This is a genomic window from Sphingopyxis sp. GW247-27LB (assembly GCF_002277025.1).
GTDB lineage: Bacteria > Pseudomonadota > Alphaproteobacteria > Sphingomonadales > Sphingomonadaceae > Sphingopyxis.
In genome coordinates, this window is record NZ_NIWD01000002.1 from 293,653 (window position 1) to 311,986 (window position 18,334).

General features: G+C 64.4%; 16 protein-coding genes. 7 read left to right on the forward strand and 9 right to left on the reverse strand.

What is annotated here, in order from left to right; all coding sequences use genetic code 11:
• The first annotated feature begins 55 nt into the window (after positions 1–55).
• The 3 genes from CD928_RS01450 to CD928_RS01465 all read left to right on the forward strand — a co-directional run bounded on the left by CD928_RS01450 (position 56) and on the right by CD928_RS01465 (position 2,108).
• On the forward strand, positions 56–697 hold the full coding sequence (locus CD928_RS01450) for a hypothetical protein (protein WP_095383909.1): 642 nt from the start codon (positions 56–58) through the stop codon (positions 695–697).
• 85 nt (positions 698–782) lie between these two features.
• Positions 783–1,496 (forward strand): serine O-acetyltransferase, encoded by a 714-nt coding sequence (cysE, locus tag CD928_RS01455; protein WP_095383912.1) that lies wholly within the window; start codon positions 783–785, stop codon positions 1,494–1,496.
• Between the two features lie 264 nt (positions 1,497–1,760).
• Positions 1,761–2,108 carry a DUF2794 domain-containing protein gene (locus tag CD928_RS01465; protein ID WP_255247028.1) on the forward strand — a complete coding sequence of 116 codons (348 nt, stop codon included), beginning with the start codon at positions 1,761–1,763 and terminating at the stop codon, positions 2,106–2,108.
• Here the strand turns inward: CD928_RS01465 and CD928_RS01470 are convergent.
• Together CD928_RS01470 and CD928_RS01475 are read right to left on the reverse strand one after the other, a co-directional pair.
• Positions 2,086–3,153, reverse strand: a complete 1,068-nt coding sequence (locus CD928_RS01470; RefSeq protein ID WP_095383918.1) for a hypothetical protein — start codon at positions 3,151–3,153, stop codon at positions 2,086–2,088. The genes CD928_RS01465 and CD928_RS01470 overlap by 23 nt on opposite strands.
• Positions 3,154–3,364: 211 nt before the next feature.
• Positions 3,365–4,267, reverse strand: a complete 903-nt coding sequence (locus CD928_RS01475) for an SDR family oxidoreductase (RefSeq protein WP_095383921.1) — start codon at positions 4,265–4,267, stop codon at positions 3,365–3,367.
• Positions 4,268–4,462: 195 nt separating this feature from the next.
• On the opposite strand from CD928_RS01475, the gene CD928_RS01480 reads away from it, so the two are divergent.
• Positions 4,463–5,842, forward strand: a complete 1,380-nt coding sequence (locus CD928_RS01480) for an OprO/OprP family phosphate-selective porin (RefSeq protein WP_095383924.1) — start codon at positions 4,463–4,465, stop codon at positions 5,840–5,842.
• Between the two features lie 343 nt (positions 5,843–6,185).
• Here the strand turns inward: CD928_RS01480 and phoB are convergent, their stop codons facing one another.
• The 6 genes from phoB to CD928_RS01510 form a co-directional block, all read right to left on the reverse strand.
• On the reverse strand, positions 6,186–6,884 hold the full coding sequence (gene phoB, locus CD928_RS01485; RefSeq protein ID WP_095383926.1) for a phosphate regulon transcriptional regulator PhoB: 699 nt from the start codon (positions 6,882–6,884) through the stop codon (positions 6,186–6,188).
• Positions 6,884–7,606, reverse strand: coding sequence for a phosphate signaling complex protein PhoU (gene phoU / locus CD928_RS01490; protein ID WP_095383929.1), 723 nt, complete (start codon positions 7,604–7,606; stop codon positions 6,884–6,886). Before phoU ends, phoB begins: the two co-directional genes overlap by 1 nt.
• A 25-nt stretch (positions 7,607–7,631) precedes the next feature.
• Complete coding sequence (pstB, locus tag CD928_RS01495) at positions 7,632–8,414, reverse strand: phosphate ABC transporter ATP-binding protein PstB (protein WP_095383931.1); 783 nt, start codon at positions 8,412–8,414, stop codon at positions 7,632–7,634.
• A 2-nt stretch (positions 8,415–8,416) separates the two neighbouring features.
• Positions 8,417–9,673, reverse strand: a complete 1,257-nt coding sequence (pstA, locus tag CD928_RS01500) for a phosphate ABC transporter permease PstA (protein ID WP_095383935.1) — start codon at positions 9,671–9,673, stop codon at positions 8,417–8,419.
• A complete protein-coding gene (gene pstC / locus CD928_RS01505) occupies positions 9,666–11,042 on the reverse strand; it encodes a phosphate ABC transporter permease subunit PstC (protein WP_095383938.1) in 1,377 nt (458 codons plus the stop codon). The genes pstA and pstC overlap by 8 nt, the downstream gene beginning before the upstream one ends.
• Before the next feature lie 190 nt (positions 11,043–11,232).
• A complete protein-coding gene (locus tag CD928_RS01510) occupies positions 11,233–12,294 on the reverse strand; it encodes a substrate-binding domain-containing protein (RefSeq protein ID WP_095383941.1) in 1,062 nt (353 codons plus the stop codon).
• A 132-nt stretch (positions 12,295–12,426) separates the two neighbouring features.
• Between CD928_RS01510 and CD928_RS01515 the strand changes: the two genes are divergently transcribed.
• The 3 genes from CD928_RS01515 to CD928_RS01520 are packed head-to-tail and all read left to right on the forward strand — an operon-like array spanning position 12,427 to position 14,668.
• A complete protein-coding gene (locus CD928_RS01515; RefSeq protein ID WP_141237052.1) occupies positions 12,427–13,839 on the forward strand; it encodes a DUF3696 domain-containing protein in 1,413 nt (470 codons plus the stop codon).
• Positions 13,836–14,351: a hypothetical protein gene (locus CD928_RS22880; protein ID WP_141237053.1), complete on the forward strand. Its 516-nt coding sequence runs from the start codon at positions 13,836–13,838 to the stop codon at positions 14,349–14,351. Before CD928_RS01515 ends, CD928_RS22880 begins: the two co-directional genes overlap by 4 nt.
• Before the next feature lie 8 nt (positions 14,352–14,359).
• Entirely contained in the window at positions 14,360–14,668 is a 309-nt protein-coding gene (locus CD928_RS01520) for a putative quinol monooxygenase (RefSeq protein WP_095383947.1), read from the forward strand.
• Between the two features lie 604 nt (positions 14,669–15,272).
• Here the strand turns inward: CD928_RS01520 and uvrA are convergent.
• Entirely contained in the window at positions 15,273–18,167 is a 2,895-nt protein-coding gene (gene uvrA / locus CD928_RS01525) for an excinuclease ABC subunit UvrA (protein ID WP_095383950.1), read from the reverse strand.
• Positions 18,168–18,334 lie beyond the last annotated feature (167 nt).

An 18,334-nucleotide genomic window follows, 5' to 3' on the forward strand; every position in this document is an offset into this window, starting at 1 on the left:
GGAGATTGCTTCGCTGCGCTCGCAATGACGGTAATGGGATGATAGCGCGTCCCGGATGAACCGCACCGCTGAATCCGAACCCAGCCTCACCCCCGACCTCCGCGATCCACGCGTGACGGTCGCGGTGCCGCGCGAACGCCGCGCGGCGCTCGCGACGCTGTGGGCGCTCGCCGAGCGGCTGACGAAGCTGCTCCATGACGCGCGCGAGCCGCTGATCGGGCAGATCAAGCTCGCCTGGTGGCGCGACATGCTGGCGCTGCTCGCGAGCGACCCCGCCGCGCTACCCAAGGGCGAGCCGCTGCTCGCCGAACTGCAAGCGAGCTGGGCGGGGCAGGGCGGGCTCGGCGCCCTCGCCGACGCTGCCGAGGCGATGCTGCTCGCCGAAAGCGGCGAGGCGCGGCGCGATGCGGCGAAGGCCTTCGGTGCTGCGCTGTTCGGTCTCTCGGGCGGCGCGGAAACCGCCGGAAACCGCTGGGGCCTGGTCTGGGGCGCCGCCTTGCAGGAGGACGAAACCGCGGCGCGCGACCTGTTCGCGGCCGCGCGTGCCGAACCCGCGCCGCCGCGCGCCGCCTTCGCCGGAGCGCGCGCGCTGCTGATGCTCGATCGCTGGGCGGGCGGCATCGCGGCGCGCGGCGGCGAGCGGCGCTGGCGGCGCGAAGGACTGCTGCTGCTGCGGATCGGGCTCATCGGCCGCTGATCGAATAAAATGCGCCGGGGGTGGAAATGGCGCCGCCGAACATCTATCTTGCGCGGTACAGAAATAGGGTCGCAGGGGACATTGCATGTTCAACGGGCTGGTCGCCTATCTCGATTCGATCAAGGCGCGCGACCCTGCGCCGCGGTCGCGTTGGGAGATCCTCCTCTATCCGGGGCTGCTCGCGGTCGGCATGCACCGCGTCGCGCACTGGCTGTTCGAGGCCGACCTGTTTTTCCTCGCGCGCTTCGTCAATCATCTGGCGCGCTGGCTGACCGGGATCGACATCCATCCGGGCGCGAAGATCGGCCGCCACCTGTTCATCGACCACGGCTTTGGCGTCGTCATCGGCGAAACGGCTGAGATCGGCGACAATGTCTCCATCTATCAGGACGTGACGCTCGGCGGCACCGATCCCGCGAACGGCATCGGCGGCAAGCGCCATCCGACGCTCGCCGACGACGTCATCGTCGGGTCGGGCGCGCAGATATTGGGCCCGGTGACCGTCCACGAACGCGCGCGCGTCGGCGCCAATGCGGTGGTGACCAAGGACGTGCCCGAAGGCGCGGTGATGGTCGGCATCCCGGCGCGCTCGACGCTGGTCGACGCCGCCGAATATGCGCGCGAGTTCGTGCCCTATGGCACGCCGTGCAGCGAGACCTTCGACCCCGCGACGCAGAAGATCGAGATTCTCCAGTGCCAGCTCGAACAGATGCAGAAACAGCTCGCGGCGCTGATCGCCGAACGCGATGCCGAGGGCGACGACGCGCCGCGGCGCAAAGGGAGCCGGAATCGCGCCTAGGGTCAGAATCCATTCATTGCGCGTTCGAGGTTTGAAGCGATTTTGTTCAGGGCGAGGAAGCGAGGCGCAGGCATATGAGAATATTCCAAGGCTCGCTGACGCGGCCATGGACAAAATCGGTCAAATCCCGAAGGGACGCCGAAATGGCTTCGATCTCGGCTTCGGGCGGCTTTGCGGGTAGAACCACTACCCGCTGCATCCGCCCGAAGCCGATATCTTCGCCATTTCGACGCCTCGAACGCGCAATGAATGGATTCTGACCCTGTGGGAACGGTCACGCCCTGGCCGCACAATCCGCGGACCATCCCGCTGCAGACCGGCTTCGCCCGGCACGAACTGACCCGCATCCTCGACCTTTACGGCCGCATGGTCGCGGCGGGGAAGTGGCGCGACTATGCGATGGATTTCCAGCGCGACGTCGCGACCTTCTCGGCCTTTCGCCGTACCGCCGAGCGCCCCGAATATCGCATCGAAAAACGCCCCGCCTTGCGGAGCCGCCAGGGCATGTGGGCGCTGGTCTCCGAAGGCGGGGCGATCTTGAAGCGCGGGGACGAGCTTTCGAATGTGCTCGCCCCCGTCGAACGCAAGCTTATGAAGCTGGTTGGGGGCTGATCGTCGCCGGCAGCTGGCTCGCCAGATTGGCGGGCAGCACCCCGACCACCGCCGCGCGGGCGTTCTGCCAGAAGGCCGAGAGCAGCAGCAGCGCCGAACCGATCACGAAAGCGGTCAGCGCGACGTTGAGCTCGACCGCGCCAAAGGTCTGGAACAGCTGGGTCAGCGCGAACAGCACATAGGCGAGCGCCGAGACGAGCAGCGCGCGGCGGTCGATCGCCAGCGCGACCAACCCGAACAGAACATAGATGCCGACCACCAGCACCGCCGCGCCGCTCGAGATATTGTCGCCCTGCGTCACGCCGAGCAGGTGGAAGATCGGGTGCGCGATCATCGGCGCGGCGAGCAGGTGGAGCCAGAAGGCGACGTCGCTGCGACGCGTCTGACGCACCCGGTCGCTGCGATCCCACCACATGGCGATCGTGAAGACCCCGAGTCCGGCGACGAGCACCAGCGACATCAGCAGGTCGACATTGGGCTTGTCGGCGCCGCCGACCACCGCGAGGATCAGCGCGATCGCGGTCCCGGCGAGCGCGGCGCTGCCCGCGGCGACGGTGATCGGCACCATGAAACGCTTCCAGTGCAGCCAGGTCGCGGCCGCGGTGATCAGCGCCATCGCCGCGGCGACAATCGCGATCACCGATTCGTCGGGATGGCGGCCGAAAATATCTTCGCCATGCTTGACGAGAAAGCCGATCATCGAACCGAGCACGCCGCCGGCAAAGGCGAGGACGAGGACGATGCTGGGAAGCGCCATGCGGCGCTGGCGGGTGAAATATTCGGCGAGGCCCCACGCCGTGGCGGCGACGCCGACGCCGGCGAGCGCCGGATGGATCGAATCGCCGATCCACGCCACCGCGACGAGCAGGATCACCGCCGCGATGCTGACGAAAATATCGTTGAATCCGGTGATGAGGCGGAAATGTTCCTCGTCCGCGCCGGGGGCGGAGCGGGCCGACGCGATGTGCGACCGGAAAGCCGCGGCGGCCTCCGGCGTCAACACTCTGGCATCGACCGCGGCTTGCAGGTCGCTTTCACTATACATCGGGGTCGTCCTTCTAGACCGATCCCCTTGCCCCGCGGTGGTTATCGCATAGGCGTGTTAGTGTGTCAATACAGTGTGTCGCCGGGTGGAGAGCGCAACTCCGCTCTCCTCGTCATGCTGAAACAAGTTCAGCATGACGACATTATCGGGAGGTTGGGTTGACTGTATCAACCGTAACTCCAGGCCTCCGCTTGAACGACGGGCGGCTGACTCACCCCAGCGCCTGCAACGCCTTCATCACGATCATCGACTGCTCGCTGCCCGACTGCGGGACGATCTCGCCATTGCGGTCGATGATCCTGTCCCACGCCGCCGCGATGCCTTCGGGAGTGCGCTCATCCTCGGGCAGCGCGACGCCGGGGGTCGCGGTGACATAGGCGGCGTGATAGGCGCCCGCGCCCGCGCCGACGATCATGTTGGTGGGGGCGTCCTCGCTGACGAGGAACAGCGCCGCGGGCACGACATTCTCCGGCGTGAACTTCTCGAACAGTTCGGGCGGGAAGATGTCCTCGGTCATCCGCGTCCCCGCGACCGGCGCGATCGTGTTGCAGCGGATATTGTATTTCGCGCCTTCGAGGTGGAGCGTCTTGGTCAGCCCCGCGAGCCCCAGCTTCGCGGCGCCGTAATTCGCCTGCCCGAAATTGCCGTAGAGCCCGGTCGACGAGGCGGTCATCAGGATGCGGCCATAGGCCTGCTCGCGCATCAGGTCCCACGCCGCCTTGGTGACGTTGGCGCTGCCGAGCAAATGGACCTGCACGACGAGGTTGAAATCCTCCATCGTCATCTTCGCGAAGCTCTTGTCGCGCAGGATGCCGGCGTTGTTGATCAGGATATGGACGCCGCCCCATTCCTCTTTTGCGCGTGCCACCATCTCGGCCATATGATCATATTCGGTGACGCTGCCGCCGTTCGACATGGCGGTGCCGCCCTGGCTACGGATTTCCTCGACGACGGCCAGCGCCGCGTCCGAATGGCCGGTGCCGTCGCGCGCGCCGCCGAGGTCGTTGACGACCACCTTCGCCCCGCGCCGCGCCAGTTCGAGCGCATAGGCGCGGCCGAGGCCGCCGCCGGCGCCGGTCACGATGGCCACGCGTCCGTCAAAATTGATCGTCATGATGAACTCCCAAAGCAGGGCCCCGATGGGTTGCCCATGAAAACTGGCCCGTCCTTAGCCGTTCGCGGCGCGCTGGCAAGGGGCGAAAGAAATCGCGCCTGTCACCGAAATGTCACCCAATTGACGTGCAACTGTCATCTATCGGTCATAACAGCGCCCCCAGATTGTCACCCTTACGCAATGGAGCAACACCGCATGCGCACCCGCTTGACCGCCGCCCTGCTGGCGACGACGATGTTCGCGATGCCCGCCGAAGCGCATGCGCAGGCGATGAGCGCCGAGGAAGCGGCGTCGCTGCGCGCCGAGCTCGCGGCGCTGCGCGCCAAGGTCGAGACGCTCGAAGCCCGGCTCGACGCTGCGCAGACCGCGCCCGCTCCGGCGCCGGCATCGTCGCTGGCGCCCCCACCGGCGCCCGCCCCCGGCACTCCGCCGGTGACCGCGAAGCCCGCGACCGAGATCGCGTGGAAAGGCGCGCCCGAGATCAGGACCGCCGACGGCTGGAGCTTCAAGCCGCGCGGCCGGGTGCAGATCGACATCGCGGGGGTCGACGCGCCCGACGGCGCCGGTATCCGAAGCGGCCTCGCGACCGAGTTCCGCCGCGTCTATCTGGGCGTCGACGGCAAGATTCCCGGCGGCTTTTCCTACCGCGTCGAGGCCGATGTCGCGAACAATGCGGTCGAGCTGACCGACGTCTATTTCACCTATGGCACGGGCCCGCTCTCGGTCACCGTGGGGCAGGTCAAGCCCTTCTGGTCGCTCGACGAGATGACGAGCGACCTGTTCACCAGCGCGATGGAGCGCGCGGCCTTTTCGCAGGCGTTCGGCTTCGAACGCCGCGTCGGCCTGTCGGCGCAATACAAGCGCGGCGCGGTGCTGCTGCAGGGCGGGGTGTTCGGGGCGAACGCCCGCGACCTGCTCGACGACGACAATCGCAGCATGAGCGTCGACGGGCGCGCGGTGTGGATGCCGAAGCTGGGTGACGTGCAATTGCACCTCGGCGGCTCGCTGCATCTGCGCGACCTCGGCAATCCCGCGGCGACCGTCCGCTACCGGGCGCGACCCTTCGCCCACACGACCGACGTGCGCCTCGTCGACACGGGCGAGCTCGACGCCAAGGGCGAACGCGGCATGGGGCTGGAGGCCGCGGTGATCGCGGGGCCGTTCCATGCGGCGGGCGAGGGCTATTGGCAGACGGTCCAGCGCCGCGCGTCGGTCGACCCGACCTATTTCGGCGGCTATGCCGAGGTCGGCATGGTGCTGACCCCCGGCGACCGCCGCGGCTACAAGGACGGCGCCTTCGACCGGCTCAAGCCCTCGAAGCCGATCACCGAGGGCGGCATCGGCGCGATCGAGCTCAACGCGCGCTACGACCATCTCGACCTCAACGACGCGGGGCTTGTCGGCGGCCGCCAGCAGGCGGCGCTGCTTTCGCTGGTCTGGGCGCCGATCGACTATATCCGCCTGACCGCCAACTACGGCAAGCTATGGATCGACGACGCCCGCGTCGCGACCGCGACGGGCGACCGGGATTATACCGCCGACACCTTCGGGCTGCGGACGCAGATCGACTTCTGATCGGGGCGACTTTGGGGGTGGGGAGCTGTGGTCTGAAGGTTGATTTGATGCCCCCTCCCGCAGGCGGGAGGGGCAGCGAGGCTTGGCAGCTTGCTGCCTAGCCGCAGCGGGGTGGGCTCTTGCCCCGTCGCTGCCCACCCCCGACCCCTCCCGCCTGCGGGAGGGGAGATGAATGACCGCAATCGGTCGGTTTTAGACATTCGTCACCCCGGACTTGATCCGGGGTCCCGCTAGATACCGAAGCCAGTCGATGCCTCAAAAAAGCGGGACCCCGGATCAAGTCCGGGGTGACGAGCAGAGAAACCCGGCTTTTTGGTTTATTGTCGCCGGGCCTCGCGAACCTTCAGACGCTCTTCCCCGCGTCGAGCGCATAGCCCGCCGAGCGCACGGTGCGGATGATGTCCGCGGTGCCGGGCAGGTTGATCGCTTTGCGCAGCCGCCGGATGTGGACGTCGACGGTGCGCAGCTCGATGTCGCTGTCCTGGCCCCAGACGCTGTCGAGCAATTGCCCGCGCGAGAAGACGCGGCCCGGATGCTCCATGAAATGGCGCAGCAGGCGGAATTCGGTCGGGCCCATCGCGACGATCTGGCCGCCGCGCACCACCTTGTGCGCGACCGAATCGAGCTCGATGTCGGCATAGCTCAGCATCTCGCCGGCGAGCGCGGGGCGAAGGCGGCGGAGCACCGCCTGGACGCGCGCGACCAGTTCGCGCGGGCTGAACGGCTTGGTCACATAATCGTCGGCGCCGGTTTCGAGGCCGCGGATGCGGTCCTCCTCCTCGCCGCGCGCGGTGAGCATGATGATCGGGACGTTCGCCGACTTGGAGTTGCGGCGCAGGCGCCGGCACACCTCGATGCCCGGCAGGCTCTCGATCATCCAGTCGAGCAGGACGATGTCGGGAACGCGTTCCTCGACCAGGACGAGCGCCTGCTCGCCGTCGGGGGTCTGGCGAACCGAAAAGCCCTCGCGCGCGAAATGCCAGACGATGAGTTCGGCGATCGCCTCGTCATCCTCGATCAGCAGGAGGTCGGGCTGCGGCATCAGCCTGGCTCCTTCTCCGCTGCGGCGCTGTCTTCGGGGGTCTCGCCGCGCTCGCGCTCCTCCATCCGCTCGCCGGTGACGACATAATAGACCATCTCGGCGATGTTGGTCGCATGGTCGCCCATGCGCTCGAGGTTCTTGGCGACGAACAGCAGGTGCGCGCTCTCGGTGATATGCTTCGGATTTTCCATCATGAAGGTCACGAGGGTGCGAAAGATGCTGTTGTAGAAATCGTCGACATTCTTGTCGCGCACGGTCACCCGCACCGCGAGCTCGGCGTCGCGCGCCGCGAAGCTGTCGAGCGCGTCATGGACGAGCTCGGCGACCAGCGACGACATCGAGGTCAGCACCGGGATCGCCTCGATCGAGCGCGTCGGGTCCATCAGCGCGACGCGCTTGGCGATATTCTTCGCATAGTCGCCGATGCGCTCGACCACCGAGACGATCTTCAGCGCCGCGATCATCTCGCGCAGGTCGTCGGCCATCGGGGCCCTGAGGGCGATCGTCTGGACGGTGAGCTGTTCGACCTCGGCCTCGAGCGCGTCGATCTTCTTGTCGCCCTCGACGACCTGTGCCGCAAGCTCCTGGTCGCCCTTGCCGAGCGCGGTCATCGCCTGGAGCAGCGCCTGTTCCGCGCGTCCGCCCATCTCGCTGATCAGCCCGCGCAGGCGGTTCAGATCCTCGTCGAAGGCCTTGACGGTATGTTCGTTGACTATTGCCATCGTAACTTCCTTTCGCGGCTATGGCTCAGCCATAGCGGCCGGTGATGTAATCCTTGGTGCGGTCCTGCTTCGGGTTGGTGWAGATMTCGGTGGTCTTGCCATATTCGACCAGCGTCCCGAGGTGGAAAAAGGCGGTGCGCTGCGACACGCGGGCCGCCTGCTGCATATTGTGGGTGACGATCACGATCGCATATTTGCCGCGCAGCTCGTGGATCAGTTCCTCGATCTTCGCGGTCGCGATCGGGTCGAGCGCCGAGCAGGGCTCGTCCATCAGGATCACCTCGGGGTCGACCGCGATCGCGCGCGCGATGCACAGGCGCTGCTGCTGGCCGCCCGACAGCGCGGTGCCGCTCTCGCCAAGCCGGTCCTTGACCTCGTCCCACAAGCCGGCGCGGACGAGCGCGCGCTCGACGATGCTGTCGAGGTCGGCTTTCGCCGCCGCCAGCCCGTGGATGCGCGGGCCATAGGCGACATTGTCGTAGATCGACTTGGGGAAGGGGTTCGGCTTCTGGAACACCATGCCGACGCGGGCGCGAAGCTGCACCACGTCCATCGACGGCGCATAGATGTCCTCGCCGTCGAGGGTGATCCTGCCCGTGACGCGCGCGCTCGCGACCGTGTCGTTCATCCGGTTCAAGGAGCGCAGGAAGGTCGACTTGCCGCAGCCCGACGGGCCGATGAAGGCGGTGACGAGGTCGGTGCCGACGTCGATCGACACGTTGCTGATCGCCTGCTTGTCGCCATAGAAGACGTCGACCCCTTCGGCCTTCATCTTGGGATCGGCGATAGTGAGATCGTCTTGGGTCATGTTCACCAGCGTTTTTCGAACTTGTTGCGAAGATAGATCGCGAGCGCGTTCATCGACAAAAGGACGATGAGCAGCACGATGATCGCGGCGGAGGTCTTCTCGACGAAGCCGCGGTCGACCTCGTCCGACCAGAGGAAGATCTGCATCGGCAGCACGGTCGAGGGCGAGCAGATGCCGCCCGGCACGTCGCCGATGAAGGCGCGCATGCCGATCAGCAGCAGCGGCGCGGTCTCGCCCAGCGCGCGCGCCATGCCGATGATCGTGCCGGTGAGGATGCCGGGCAGCGCGAGCGGCAGGACATGGTGGAACACCACCTGCACGGGACTTGCCCCGACCCCCAGCGCGGCGTCGCGGATCGACGGCGGCACCGCCTTGATCGCGTTGCGCGCGGCGATGACGATCACCGGCATCGTCATCAGCGCCAGCGTCAGCCCGCCGACGAGCGGGCTCGCCTGGCAGAGCCCGAACCAGTTGATGAACACCGCGAGCGCGAGCAGGCCGAAGATGATCGAGGGCACCGCGGCGAGGTTGTTGATCGACACCTCGATCAGGTCGGTCCAGCGGTTCTTGGGCGCATATTCCTCGAGATAGAGCGCCGCGAGCACCCCGGTCGGAAAGGCGATCAGGAAGGCGATGACGATCGTCAGCAGCGATCCCTTCAATGCCCCCCAGATGCCCGCGACCGCGGGGTCGGTGGCGTCGGCGTTGCGGAAGAAGGGCCAGTGGATGCCGGTCGAGAGCCGCCCGTCGCGTTCCAGCGCGTCGACGCGCGCGCCGAGCTCGCCCTTGGCGCCCTCCTTGGCGGCGATGTCGACCTCGCTCGACGCGGGCAGTTCGAAAACGCTCTTGCCGATCAAGATCTCGGGGTCGGCCTTGATCTCGGTCCGCACCTCTTTCCACGCATTCTCGCTGATCAGCGCCGACCCGCCGTCGCCCAGCGCCTCGTCGGCGGCAAAGGCGACGATGTCGGCGAGCCCGGCGTTCGCGATCATCTGGTCGGCGTCGGCGTCGCTTAGCCGCGCCGCGTCGACCGTCAGCGGGGTCGCCTGAAAGTCGATCGGCACCGACACATGGGTGTAGGTGAAGCCGCGCGCGCCATTGCCGACCATGACGGTCAGCAGAAAGGCGAGGAACAGGCCCGACAGCAGCACCGCGCCGAGCCCGAGCGCCTTGAAGCGGCGCTCGGCGGCGTAGCGCGCCGCGATGCGCTTCTGCATCGCGGGAGCCGTCCAGTCGGTGGGGGCGGTGTTTCTATTCATAAGCTTCGCGATATTTCTTCACGATCCGCAGCGCGACGATGTTGAGCAGCAGCGTGACGAGGAAGAGGACGAGGCCGAGCGCGAAGGCGGCGAGCGTCTTCGCGCTGTCGAACTCCTGGTCGCCGGTGAGCAGCTTGACGATCTGCGCGGTCACCGTGGTGACGCTGGCGAAGGGATTGGCGGTCAGGTTGGCGGAGAGGCCCGCCGCCATCACCACGATCATCGTCTCGCCGATCGCGCGGCTGACCGCGAGGAGGATGCCGCCCATCACGCCCGGCAGCGCGGCGGGGATCAGCACCTGGCGGATCGTCTCGTTCGGCGTCGCGCCGAGCGCGAGCGAGCCGTCGCGCATCGCCTGCGGCACCGCGTTGATGCTGTCGTCGGCCATCGACGAGACGAAGGGGATGATCATCACCCCCATCACGATGCCCGCGGCGAGCGCGCTTTCGGTCGAGGCGTTGGGCACGCCCAGCATCACCGCGAAATTGCGCAGCGCCGGCGCCACGGTCAGCGCCGCGAAATAGCCGTAGACGACCGTCGGCACCCCCGCGAGGATCTCGAGGCACGGCTTCACCCAGCGGCGCACGCGCGGCGCGGCATATTGGGTCAGGTAGACCGCGGTCATCATGCCGATGGGAATGGCGACGATCATCGCGATGATCGCCCCGATCAGCACCGTCCCCCAGAACAGCGGAATGCCGCCGAAGGTGTCGGCGACCGGCGCGCCGCTCTGCGGGTTCCAATAGGTGCCGAACAGCAGCTCGGTCGCGGGGACGAGGCGGAAGAAGCGGATCGATTCGAACAGCAGCGACAGCACGATGCCGAAAGTGGTCAGGATCGCGACGAGCGAGGCGAGCAGCAACAGCCCCATCACGATCCGCTCGACCCGCGACCGCGCGCGGAAATCGGGCCTGATCCGCGTGAAGGCGTAAAGGCCCCCCGCCAGCCCGAGCGCGAGCATCGCCGCGATGCCGATCCACGCGTAATGCCGCGTCGCCGCGGCATAGGGCGCGACCAGCGGCGCCGCGGCGGGAATGCGCACCGCCGCCTGCCGCCCCTGCGCGACATTGCGCGCGTCGGACAATATCGCGCCGCGCTCGAAGCCGAAGGCGGGCAGACTTTGCGCGGCGTCGGTCGCCAGCACCTGGTTTGTGACCAGCGCGGGCGACACGCTCGCCCACACCGCGAGGAAGATCGCGGCGGGCGCGAACAGCCACAGCGCGACGTACCAGCCATGATATTGCGGCCGCGAATGCAGCTTCGCCCCCGCCCGCCCCGCGAGCAGCGCCGACCGCGCCCGGCCGGCAAGCCAGCCGATCAGCGCGAGGCCGAGGATCAGGAGCAACAGGGCGGCGGCGTTGAAGGTCACTTGCTTCTCTTAACCTGCCCCCAATTCCGTTCGCCCTGAGCTTGTCGAAGGGCCGTTCTTGTCTTCAACCGGAAGCAGAAGGACGGTGCTTCGACAAGCTCAGCACGAACGGAAAGAGGAGAATGCAACGTAAAAAAATCGGCGGCCGGGGAAGGGCGAACCCGCCCCGGCCGCCAGGCGGGGAGAGCCCTTATTTCAGCACCGATCCGTCGAGCGGCGTCATGCCCTTCGCCGCGGCGTTCGCGGTGTCCGCGACGTCCTTCGGCGAGACTATCAGGCCCTTGGGCGCCAGATAGCCGCCCTCGGCCGCGCCCTTCAGGAATTCCGCCACATAGTCCGCGAGCCCCGGGACGACGCCGACATGCGCCTTCTTCACATAGATGAACAGCGGGCGCGATCCGGGGTAGCTGCCGTCGGCGATCGTCGCATAGGTCGGCGGCACGCCCTGCACCGGCACGGCCTTGATCTTGTCCTTGTTGGCGTCGAGGTAGGAAAAGCCGAAGATGCCCAGGCTGTCGGGATTCTTGTCGAGCTTCGAGATGATGAGGTTATCATTCTCGCCCTGCTCGACATAGAAGGGCGCGCCGCGCAGGCCGGTGCACACCGCCTCATGCTTGTCCTTGTCGCTGTCCTTCAGCGCCTTCATCGCGGGGTTGGCGTCGCAGCCCTTGCCGAGGATCAGCTCCTTGAACGCATCGTACGTGCCGCTGGTCGACGGCGGGCCGAAGACCGAAATGCCGACCGCGGGCAGCGCCGGGTTGACGTCCTTCCACGTCTTCGCGGTGTTGGGCTTGCCATAGGGGTTCGCCGCGAGCGCCTTGTAGACGTCTTCCTCGGTCAGCTTGAAGCCGGGGCCGCGCGAAGCCTCGCCAAGCGCGATGCCGTCGATGCCGACCTGGATTTCGACGATGTCCTTCACGCCGTTCGCGGCGCAGGTGTCGAACTCCTTCTTCTTCATCCGGCGCGAGGCGTTGGCGATATCGGGCGTGTCGCCGCCGACGCCCTGGCAAAAGCGTTCGAAGCCGCCGCCGGTCCCGGTGCTGTCGATCTTGGGCGTCTTGTTACCGGTGGCTTCGGCGAACTTCTCGCCCACCGCGGTGGCGAAGGGATAGACGGTCGACGATCCGACCGCGCTGATATAATCGCGCGCACCGCCGCCCGAGGACGCCTGATCCTGGCACGCGGAAAGCGCCAGCGCGCACGTCGCGGCGCCGGCGAAGCCAAGGACCTTGGGGCCGAATTTCTGGAACATGGGGCAATCCTGTCGGGGGTCGTTACCGAACCAAGCCGCCACCCCCGCGGCGACTCGCTGAGCCGCCAATGGGGGTTTTGTGTGACGAGTTTGTGACAGGGAGTGTCATGGAAGTGTCATGGTTCGTTATGCTTGATCGATGAACCACCAATGATACAAGGCAACTGGGAGGCGACGATGATAAACTTTATAACGCTTCGAAACTTTCGCGCTTTCAAGCAGCAGACGTTTCATTTTAAAAAGCTTAACATCTTTGTGGGACGAAATAATTCCGGGAAATCTAGCGCGCTGAGCGCTTTAAATGTCTTGGCTCAAACAATACAAGACACAGATCTGGATGGAACTCCCCTCATCTTAAACGGCCATTTTGACCAGCTTGGAACGTTTATCGATGTTGTCAGTGGGAATATATCAAGAAGAAAGATGGGCATTGATATAAGTTTTGACAATTTTTTGATATCAACAGAATTTAAATATAGAACCCAAAGAAGGCAAATAGAGCTTGTAAATTTTGAATTATCCCAAGATGGTAATTCAAAATATAAATATTTTGAAGCGAAAGACTCTTACGATATCCATGTAAATGGAAATAGATTTGAAAATATATTTCAAGGATATAGAAAAATAAGACCGAGATTCAATAACTTCTTCCCAATGACTAACTTTATTAGAGATATTTACTCTATGAATAGGTCGGGAACCGGGTCATTTAAAACTGCGGAAGAGATGTATAGGGACGCGTCGATGGCGCTTTCGCGTGCCAGACGTTCTCTTTTTGAGCATTTCGATAAATTCGATAGTATTTCTCCCTTTCGGGATCGCCCGCAACGGACGTACCTTTATAGCGGAGAGACTGCTCGTCGTGTTGGCATTACTGGTTCGAATATGGCGGTTATGTTGGCGGCGGACGCTTCAAGGAGAGGGAGTTTAAGGAAGAATCTAGTCGGTCAAGTTTCTGAGTGGTTTGAATATACTGGTATTGCTCGATCAATTGAAGTCGAGAGTCTTACACCTAGGCATTTTGAACTGTGCCTGATATCAAATGATGGAACAAAGCATAATATATGTGATGTTGGATTTGGATGTAGTCAAGTTTTACCAGTTCTTGTTTCTGGACTGAGTTTATTTCATAATATTACTCCAAGTCAAAGACGAAGAATTATGATTGTACAGGAGCCAGAAATACATCTTCATCCTGATGCCCAGGCAGCGATGGGTTCTTTTTTTTCAAGCTTAGTTCCTAGGGGTGGTCAGATATTTATAGAGACGCATAGTGACAATCTCGTGCTCCGCGTCGCGCGCCATGTAGCGCTGGGTGATATCGAGCCAGAAGACGTGGCCATCTTTTTCGTGTCAGATAGTGGCGAGGACCGAGTTCAGGAAATTTCAATCGGGGAAGATGGGACTTTCAAACCAGATTGGCCTCAAGGCTTCTTTCCACAGAGGCAGTCTGAAAGCTTGCTTCTTGCGAGGGCTGCGATGCAGCGGCGATCGGTCGGTAAGCAGCATGAGCTTGATTTTAAATATCCGGAGAAGCCACAATGAACGCGTTTGTTGTGGACGCAAACGTCGTTCATGTATTTCAAGAAGAGCGAGTTCGGGAGGATCCCGGTATCGGTTCAGCAGCCATTTCCGCAGTATTTAATATCGGCTTCGTTGCGCTTGATGCGGAAGAAAAATGTCAAACCGAATGGATGAACTGTGCACTGGCTAAATATCCACTCAACTTGATGGACTGGATCGCCGATCGGATGGTCGATGGAAAAATTAAGTACTGCCCACTTGGCGATCAGCCTTCATTCAAAGAAATGACAGCTCAAGGAATTCCTAAGCCCGATCACAAATGGATTAGATTGGCAAAGTCAAGCTCTGCTGTTGCAGTTATTACCAATGATATAGATCTTATAGACTGTAAATTAAAAAAGGCACCAGCTAAAATTAAGGCAAAAATTAGGGCGTCGGGACGGGGTCAAACAAGAAGATATATAAAAAGACAGACTGGAGCTGACGTGATCTGCTGCGAAGAAGTCGAAAATTTTTGTTCGGGTTTTGGGTAATCCGATAGATGATCCTCATCACCGGCCACGTCATCCTCACCCCCGAACATCGCAAGCGCATGATCGCGCTCGGCGCCGAGCATAGCGCGCGGTCGCGTTCCGAGGCGGGGTGTCTGGCGCATCATTGCCATGTCGATGTCGAGCACCCCGACCGCCTCGTCTTCGTCGAGGAGTGGGAGAGCGTCGACGCCGTGCGCGCGCATTTCGCGGTGCCCGCGTCGGGGGCCTTCGTCGCCGAGATGCGGCGCCTTTCGCCCGAGCCGCCCGCGATCCGCATCTACGCCGCCGAGGATATCACCGCGAAGCTGATGGGGTAGGGGCGGGGCGAAACTCCCCTCCCTCCTGCGGGAGAGGCAGAGGCTCGCCAGCCTCCTTCATCCCTCTCTCGTCATTCCCGCTAAAGCGGGAATCGCGCTCTTCTTCGTGGCTTTGTGTCTTTGTGCGAGATTTTTCGGCTCGCACAAAGACACGAAGCCACGAAGAAGGGGAGATGAAAAGCACCGCCCCTCGGCCCCTCCCGCCAGCGGGAGGGGAGAAGGACAAAAATCGCTTTCCTACATTATTCGGCTGTGCCAGCCTTGATCCTGGCTCTTTCGCATCATGGACAAAAGCGGTGGCGCCCGGCGTGCGGGCGCGGCCCGGTTTGGCTTCGCCGCGGCGCGCGGGGTATGGCCGCGGCAAATCGGCGCACAAGGCTGAACTTTACTGAACTTTGGATCGTCGGGGCGCGCGATCGCCGCAACCGCCCGCGATGCGCATCGATGCTGCCGAGAGTGTTACCGCGAGGCTGATGGGATCGGCATAGCGCAACCCGTTTCCGTCACCCCGGACTTGATCCGGGGTCCCGCCCAGCCATGGTGATAAGCGGGACCCCGGATCAAGTCCGGGGTGACAATGAAGAGGGGGAAGGGTGTCGCCGCCCTATTTCCCCAGCAGCGGCGCCAGATACTGCCCGGTGAAGCTGCGCTTCTCCTTCACCACCTGTTCGGGCGTGCCCGCCGCGACGATCTCGCCGCCCTTGACGCCGCCTTCGGGGCCCAGGTCGACGATCCAGTCGGCGGTCTTGATGACGTCGAGGTTGTGCTCGATCACCACGACGCTGTTGCCCTGGTCGACCAGCGCCTGCAGCACTTCGAGCAGCTTGCGGACGTCCTCGAAATGCAGCCCCGTCGTCGGCTCGTCGAGGATGTAGAGCGTCTGCCCGGTCGAGCGCCGCGACAGCTCCTTCGCCAGCTTCACCCGCTGCGCCTCGCCGCCCGACAGCGTCGTCGCCTGCTGCCCGACCTTGATATAGCCAAGGCCCACGCGGCACAGCATCGCCATCTTGTCGCGGATCGCGGGCACCGCCTTGAAGAAGTCGGCGGCATCCTCGACCGTCATGTCGAGCACGTCGGCGATGCTCTTGCCCTTGAACTTCACCTCCAGCGTCTCGCGGTTGTAGCGCTTTCCGTGGCACGTCTCGCACGTCACATAGACGTCGGGCAGGAAGTGCATCTCGATCTTGATCAGCCCGTCGCCGGTGCAGGTCTCGCAGCGCCCGCCCTTGACGTTGAAGCTGAAGCGCCCGGGCTTGTAGCCGCGCGCCTGCGCCTCGGGCAGCCCCGCGAACCAGTCGCGGATCACGGTGAAGGCGCCCGTGTAGGTGGCGGGGTTCGACCGCGGGGTGCGGCCGATCGGCGACTGGTCGATGTCGATCACCTTGTCGCAATGCTCGAGCCCCGTCAGCGCGTCGTGCGGCCCCGCGACGAGCCGCGCGCCGTTGAGCGTCCGCGCCGCGCTGGCATAGAGCGTGTCGATGACGAGGCTCGACTTGCCCGAACCCGACAGGCCGGTGACGCAGGTGAAGGTGCCGAGCGGGATCGTCGCGGTGACGCCCCGAAGGTTGTTCGCCCGCGCGCCCTTCAGCACCAGGTCGAAGCCGTTGCCCGGGCGGCGGTGCGCCGGCACCTCGATCCGTTTCGCGCCGGTCAGATAGGCCGCGGTCAGGCTCTTCTTGTTCGCGAGCACCTGTTTCAGCGTCCCTTCGGCGACGATCTCGCCGCCGTGGAGGCCCGCGCCGGGGCCCATGTCGACGACATAGTCGGCGTGGCGGATCGCATCCTCGTCATGCTCGACGACGATCACCGTGTTGCCGAGGTCGCGCAGCCGCTTGAGCGTCGCGAGCAGCCGGTCGTTGTCGCGCTGGTGGAGGCCGATCGACGGCTCGTCGAGGACGTAGAGCACGCCCGACAGCCCGCTGCCGATCTGGCTGGCGAGGCGGATGCGCTGGCTCTCGCCGCCGCTCAAGGTGCCGCTGGTGCGGTTGAGGTTGAGATAGTCGAGCCCGACATTGTTGAGGAAGCCGAGCCGCTCGTTGATCTCTTTCAGGATCGCCTTGGCGATCTGCTTCTGCTGCTCGTTCAGCTTCTCCTCGAGCGTGCCGAACCAGTGGAGCGCGTCGGCGACGCTGCGCCGCGCCGACTGGCTGATGTCCTCGCCCGCGATCTTCACCGCGAGCGGCTCGGGGCGCAGCCGCGCGCCGTGACAGGTCTCGCACGGCTGCGCGGTCTGATATTTGCCCAGCTCCTCGCGCATCCACGCGCTCTCGGTCTGGAGCATGCGGCGATTGAGGTTGCCGATCACGCCCTCGAACGCCTTGTGCGTCGTGTAAGTGCGCTTGCCGTCCTTGAAGGTCAGCTCGACGGGCATGCCGCCGGTGCCGTGCAGGATGATCTCCTGCACCCCGCCGGGCAGGTCCTGCCACGGCGTGTCGAGCCCGAAGTCATAGGCTTTGCCGAGGCTTTCGAGCACCTGCATATAGTAAGGCGAGGGCGGGTTCGATTTCGCCCACGGCACCACCGCGCCCTTCTTCAGGCTCAGCGCATGGTTGGGGACGACGAGCTCGGGATCGAACTCGAGCCGCTCGCCGAGCCCGTCGCACGCGGGGCAGGCGCCCTGCGGCGCGTTGAAGCTGAACAGCCGCGGCTCGATCTCGGCGATGGTGAAGCCCGAGACGGGGCAGGCGAACTTCTCGGAGAAGATGATGCGGTTGAGGGGAATGCCGGCGCCTTTCATCGCCCCGCCGGTGTCTTCCTCCTCGCGCCCCGGCACCACGCCGTCGGCCAGGTCGACATACGCCAGCCCCTCGGCGAGTTTCAGCGCGGTCTCGAAGCTGTCGGCGAGCCGGGTCTCGATGCCTTCGCGCACGACGATGCGGTCGACGACGACCTCGATGTCATGCTTGTACTTCTTGTCGAGCGCCGGTGCGTCCTCGATCTCGTGGAAGGTGCCGTCGATGCGGACGCGGGTGAAGCCTTCCTTCTGCCATTGCGCGAGTTCCTTGCGATACTCGCCCTTGCGGCCGCGCACGACGGGGGCGAGCAGATAGGCGCGCGTGCCCTCGGGCAGCTCCATCACGCGGTCGACCATCTGGCTGACGGTCTGCGCCGAAATCGGCTCGCCGGTCGCGGGCGAATAGGGGATGCCGACGCGCGCCCAGAGGAGGCGCATATAGTCGTAGATCTCGGTCACCGTCGCGACGGTCGAGCGTGGGTTGCGGCTCGTTGTCTTCTGCTCGATGCTGATCGCGGGCGACAGGCCGTCGATATGCTCGACGTCGGGCTTCTGCATCATCTCGAGGAACTGGCGCGCATAGGCGGACAGGCTCTCGACATAGCGCCGCTGTCCCTCGGCATAGATGGTGTCGAAGGCGAGGCTCGATTTGCCCGAGCCCGAAAGCCCGGTGATGACGATCAGGCTGTCGCGCGGGAGGTCGACGTCGACGCCCTTCAGATTATGCTCGCGCGCGCCGCGCACGGAGATGTGAGTGAGACTCATGGGGGAGGCTTGTTCCAGATTTGTTCTTACGGCGCAAGAGGGTCTGCGCCAGCCCGGAACATGGGACGCAGCGGCACCAACCGCAAGGTCCGCCGATGGCGTCCCTGCGTTCGTCGAAGCAATTCCGCCGCTTGCCACAAATATCGTGCCAGCCGGCGGCGGCGCGG

What these genes read in the sequence shown, in the direction of transcription:
- CD928_RS01450 (WP_095383909.1), top strand. Translation starts at nt 56, where the DNA reads ATGAACCGCACCGCTGAATCCGAACCCAGCCTCACCCCCGACCTCCGC.
- cysE (WP_095383912.1), top strand. Translation starts at nt 783, where the DNA reads ATGTTCAACGGGCTGGTCGCCTATCTCGATTCGATCAAGGCGCGCGAC.
- CD928_RS01470 (WP_095383918.1), bottom strand. Translation starts at nt 3,153, where the DNA reads ATGTATAGTGAAAGCGACCTGCAAGCCGCGGTCGATGCCAGAGTGTTG.
- CD928_RS01475 (WP_095383921.1), bottom strand. Translation starts at nt 4,267, where the DNA reads ATGACGATCAATTTTGACGGACGCGTGGCCATCGTGACCGGCGCCGGC.
- CD928_RS01480 (WP_095383924.1), top strand. Translation starts at nt 4,463, where the DNA reads ATGCGCACCCGCTTGACCGCCGCCCTGCTGGCGACGACGATGTTCGCG.
- phoB (WP_095383926.1), bottom strand. Translation starts at nt 6,884, where the DNA reads ATGCCGCAGCCCGACCTCCTGCTGATCGAGGATGACGAGGCGATCGCC.
- phoU (WP_095383929.1), bottom strand. Translation starts at nt 7,606, where the DNA reads ATGGCAATAGTCAACGAACATACCGTCAAGGCCTTCGACGAGGATCTG.
- pstA (WP_095383935.1), bottom strand. Translation starts at nt 9,673, where the DNA reads ATGAATAGAAACACCGCCCCCACCGACTGGACGGCTCCCGCGATGCAG.
- CD928_RS01510 (WP_095383941.1), bottom strand. Translation starts at nt 12,294, where the DNA reads ATGTTCCAGAAATTCGGCCCCAAGGTCCTTGGCTTCGCCGGCGCCGCG.
- CD928_RS22880 (WP_141237053.1), top strand. Translation starts at nt 13,836, where the DNA reads ATGAACGCGTTTGTTGTGGACGCAAACGTCGTTCATGTATTTCAAGAA.
- CD928_RS01520 (WP_095383947.1), top strand. Translation starts at nt 14,360, where the DNA reads ATGATCCTCATCACCGGCCACGTCATCCTCACCCCCGAACATCGCAAG.
- uvrA (WP_095383950.1), bottom strand. Translation starts at nt 18,167, where the DNA reads ATGAGTCTCACTCACATCTCCGTGCGCGGCGCGCGCGAGCATAATCTG.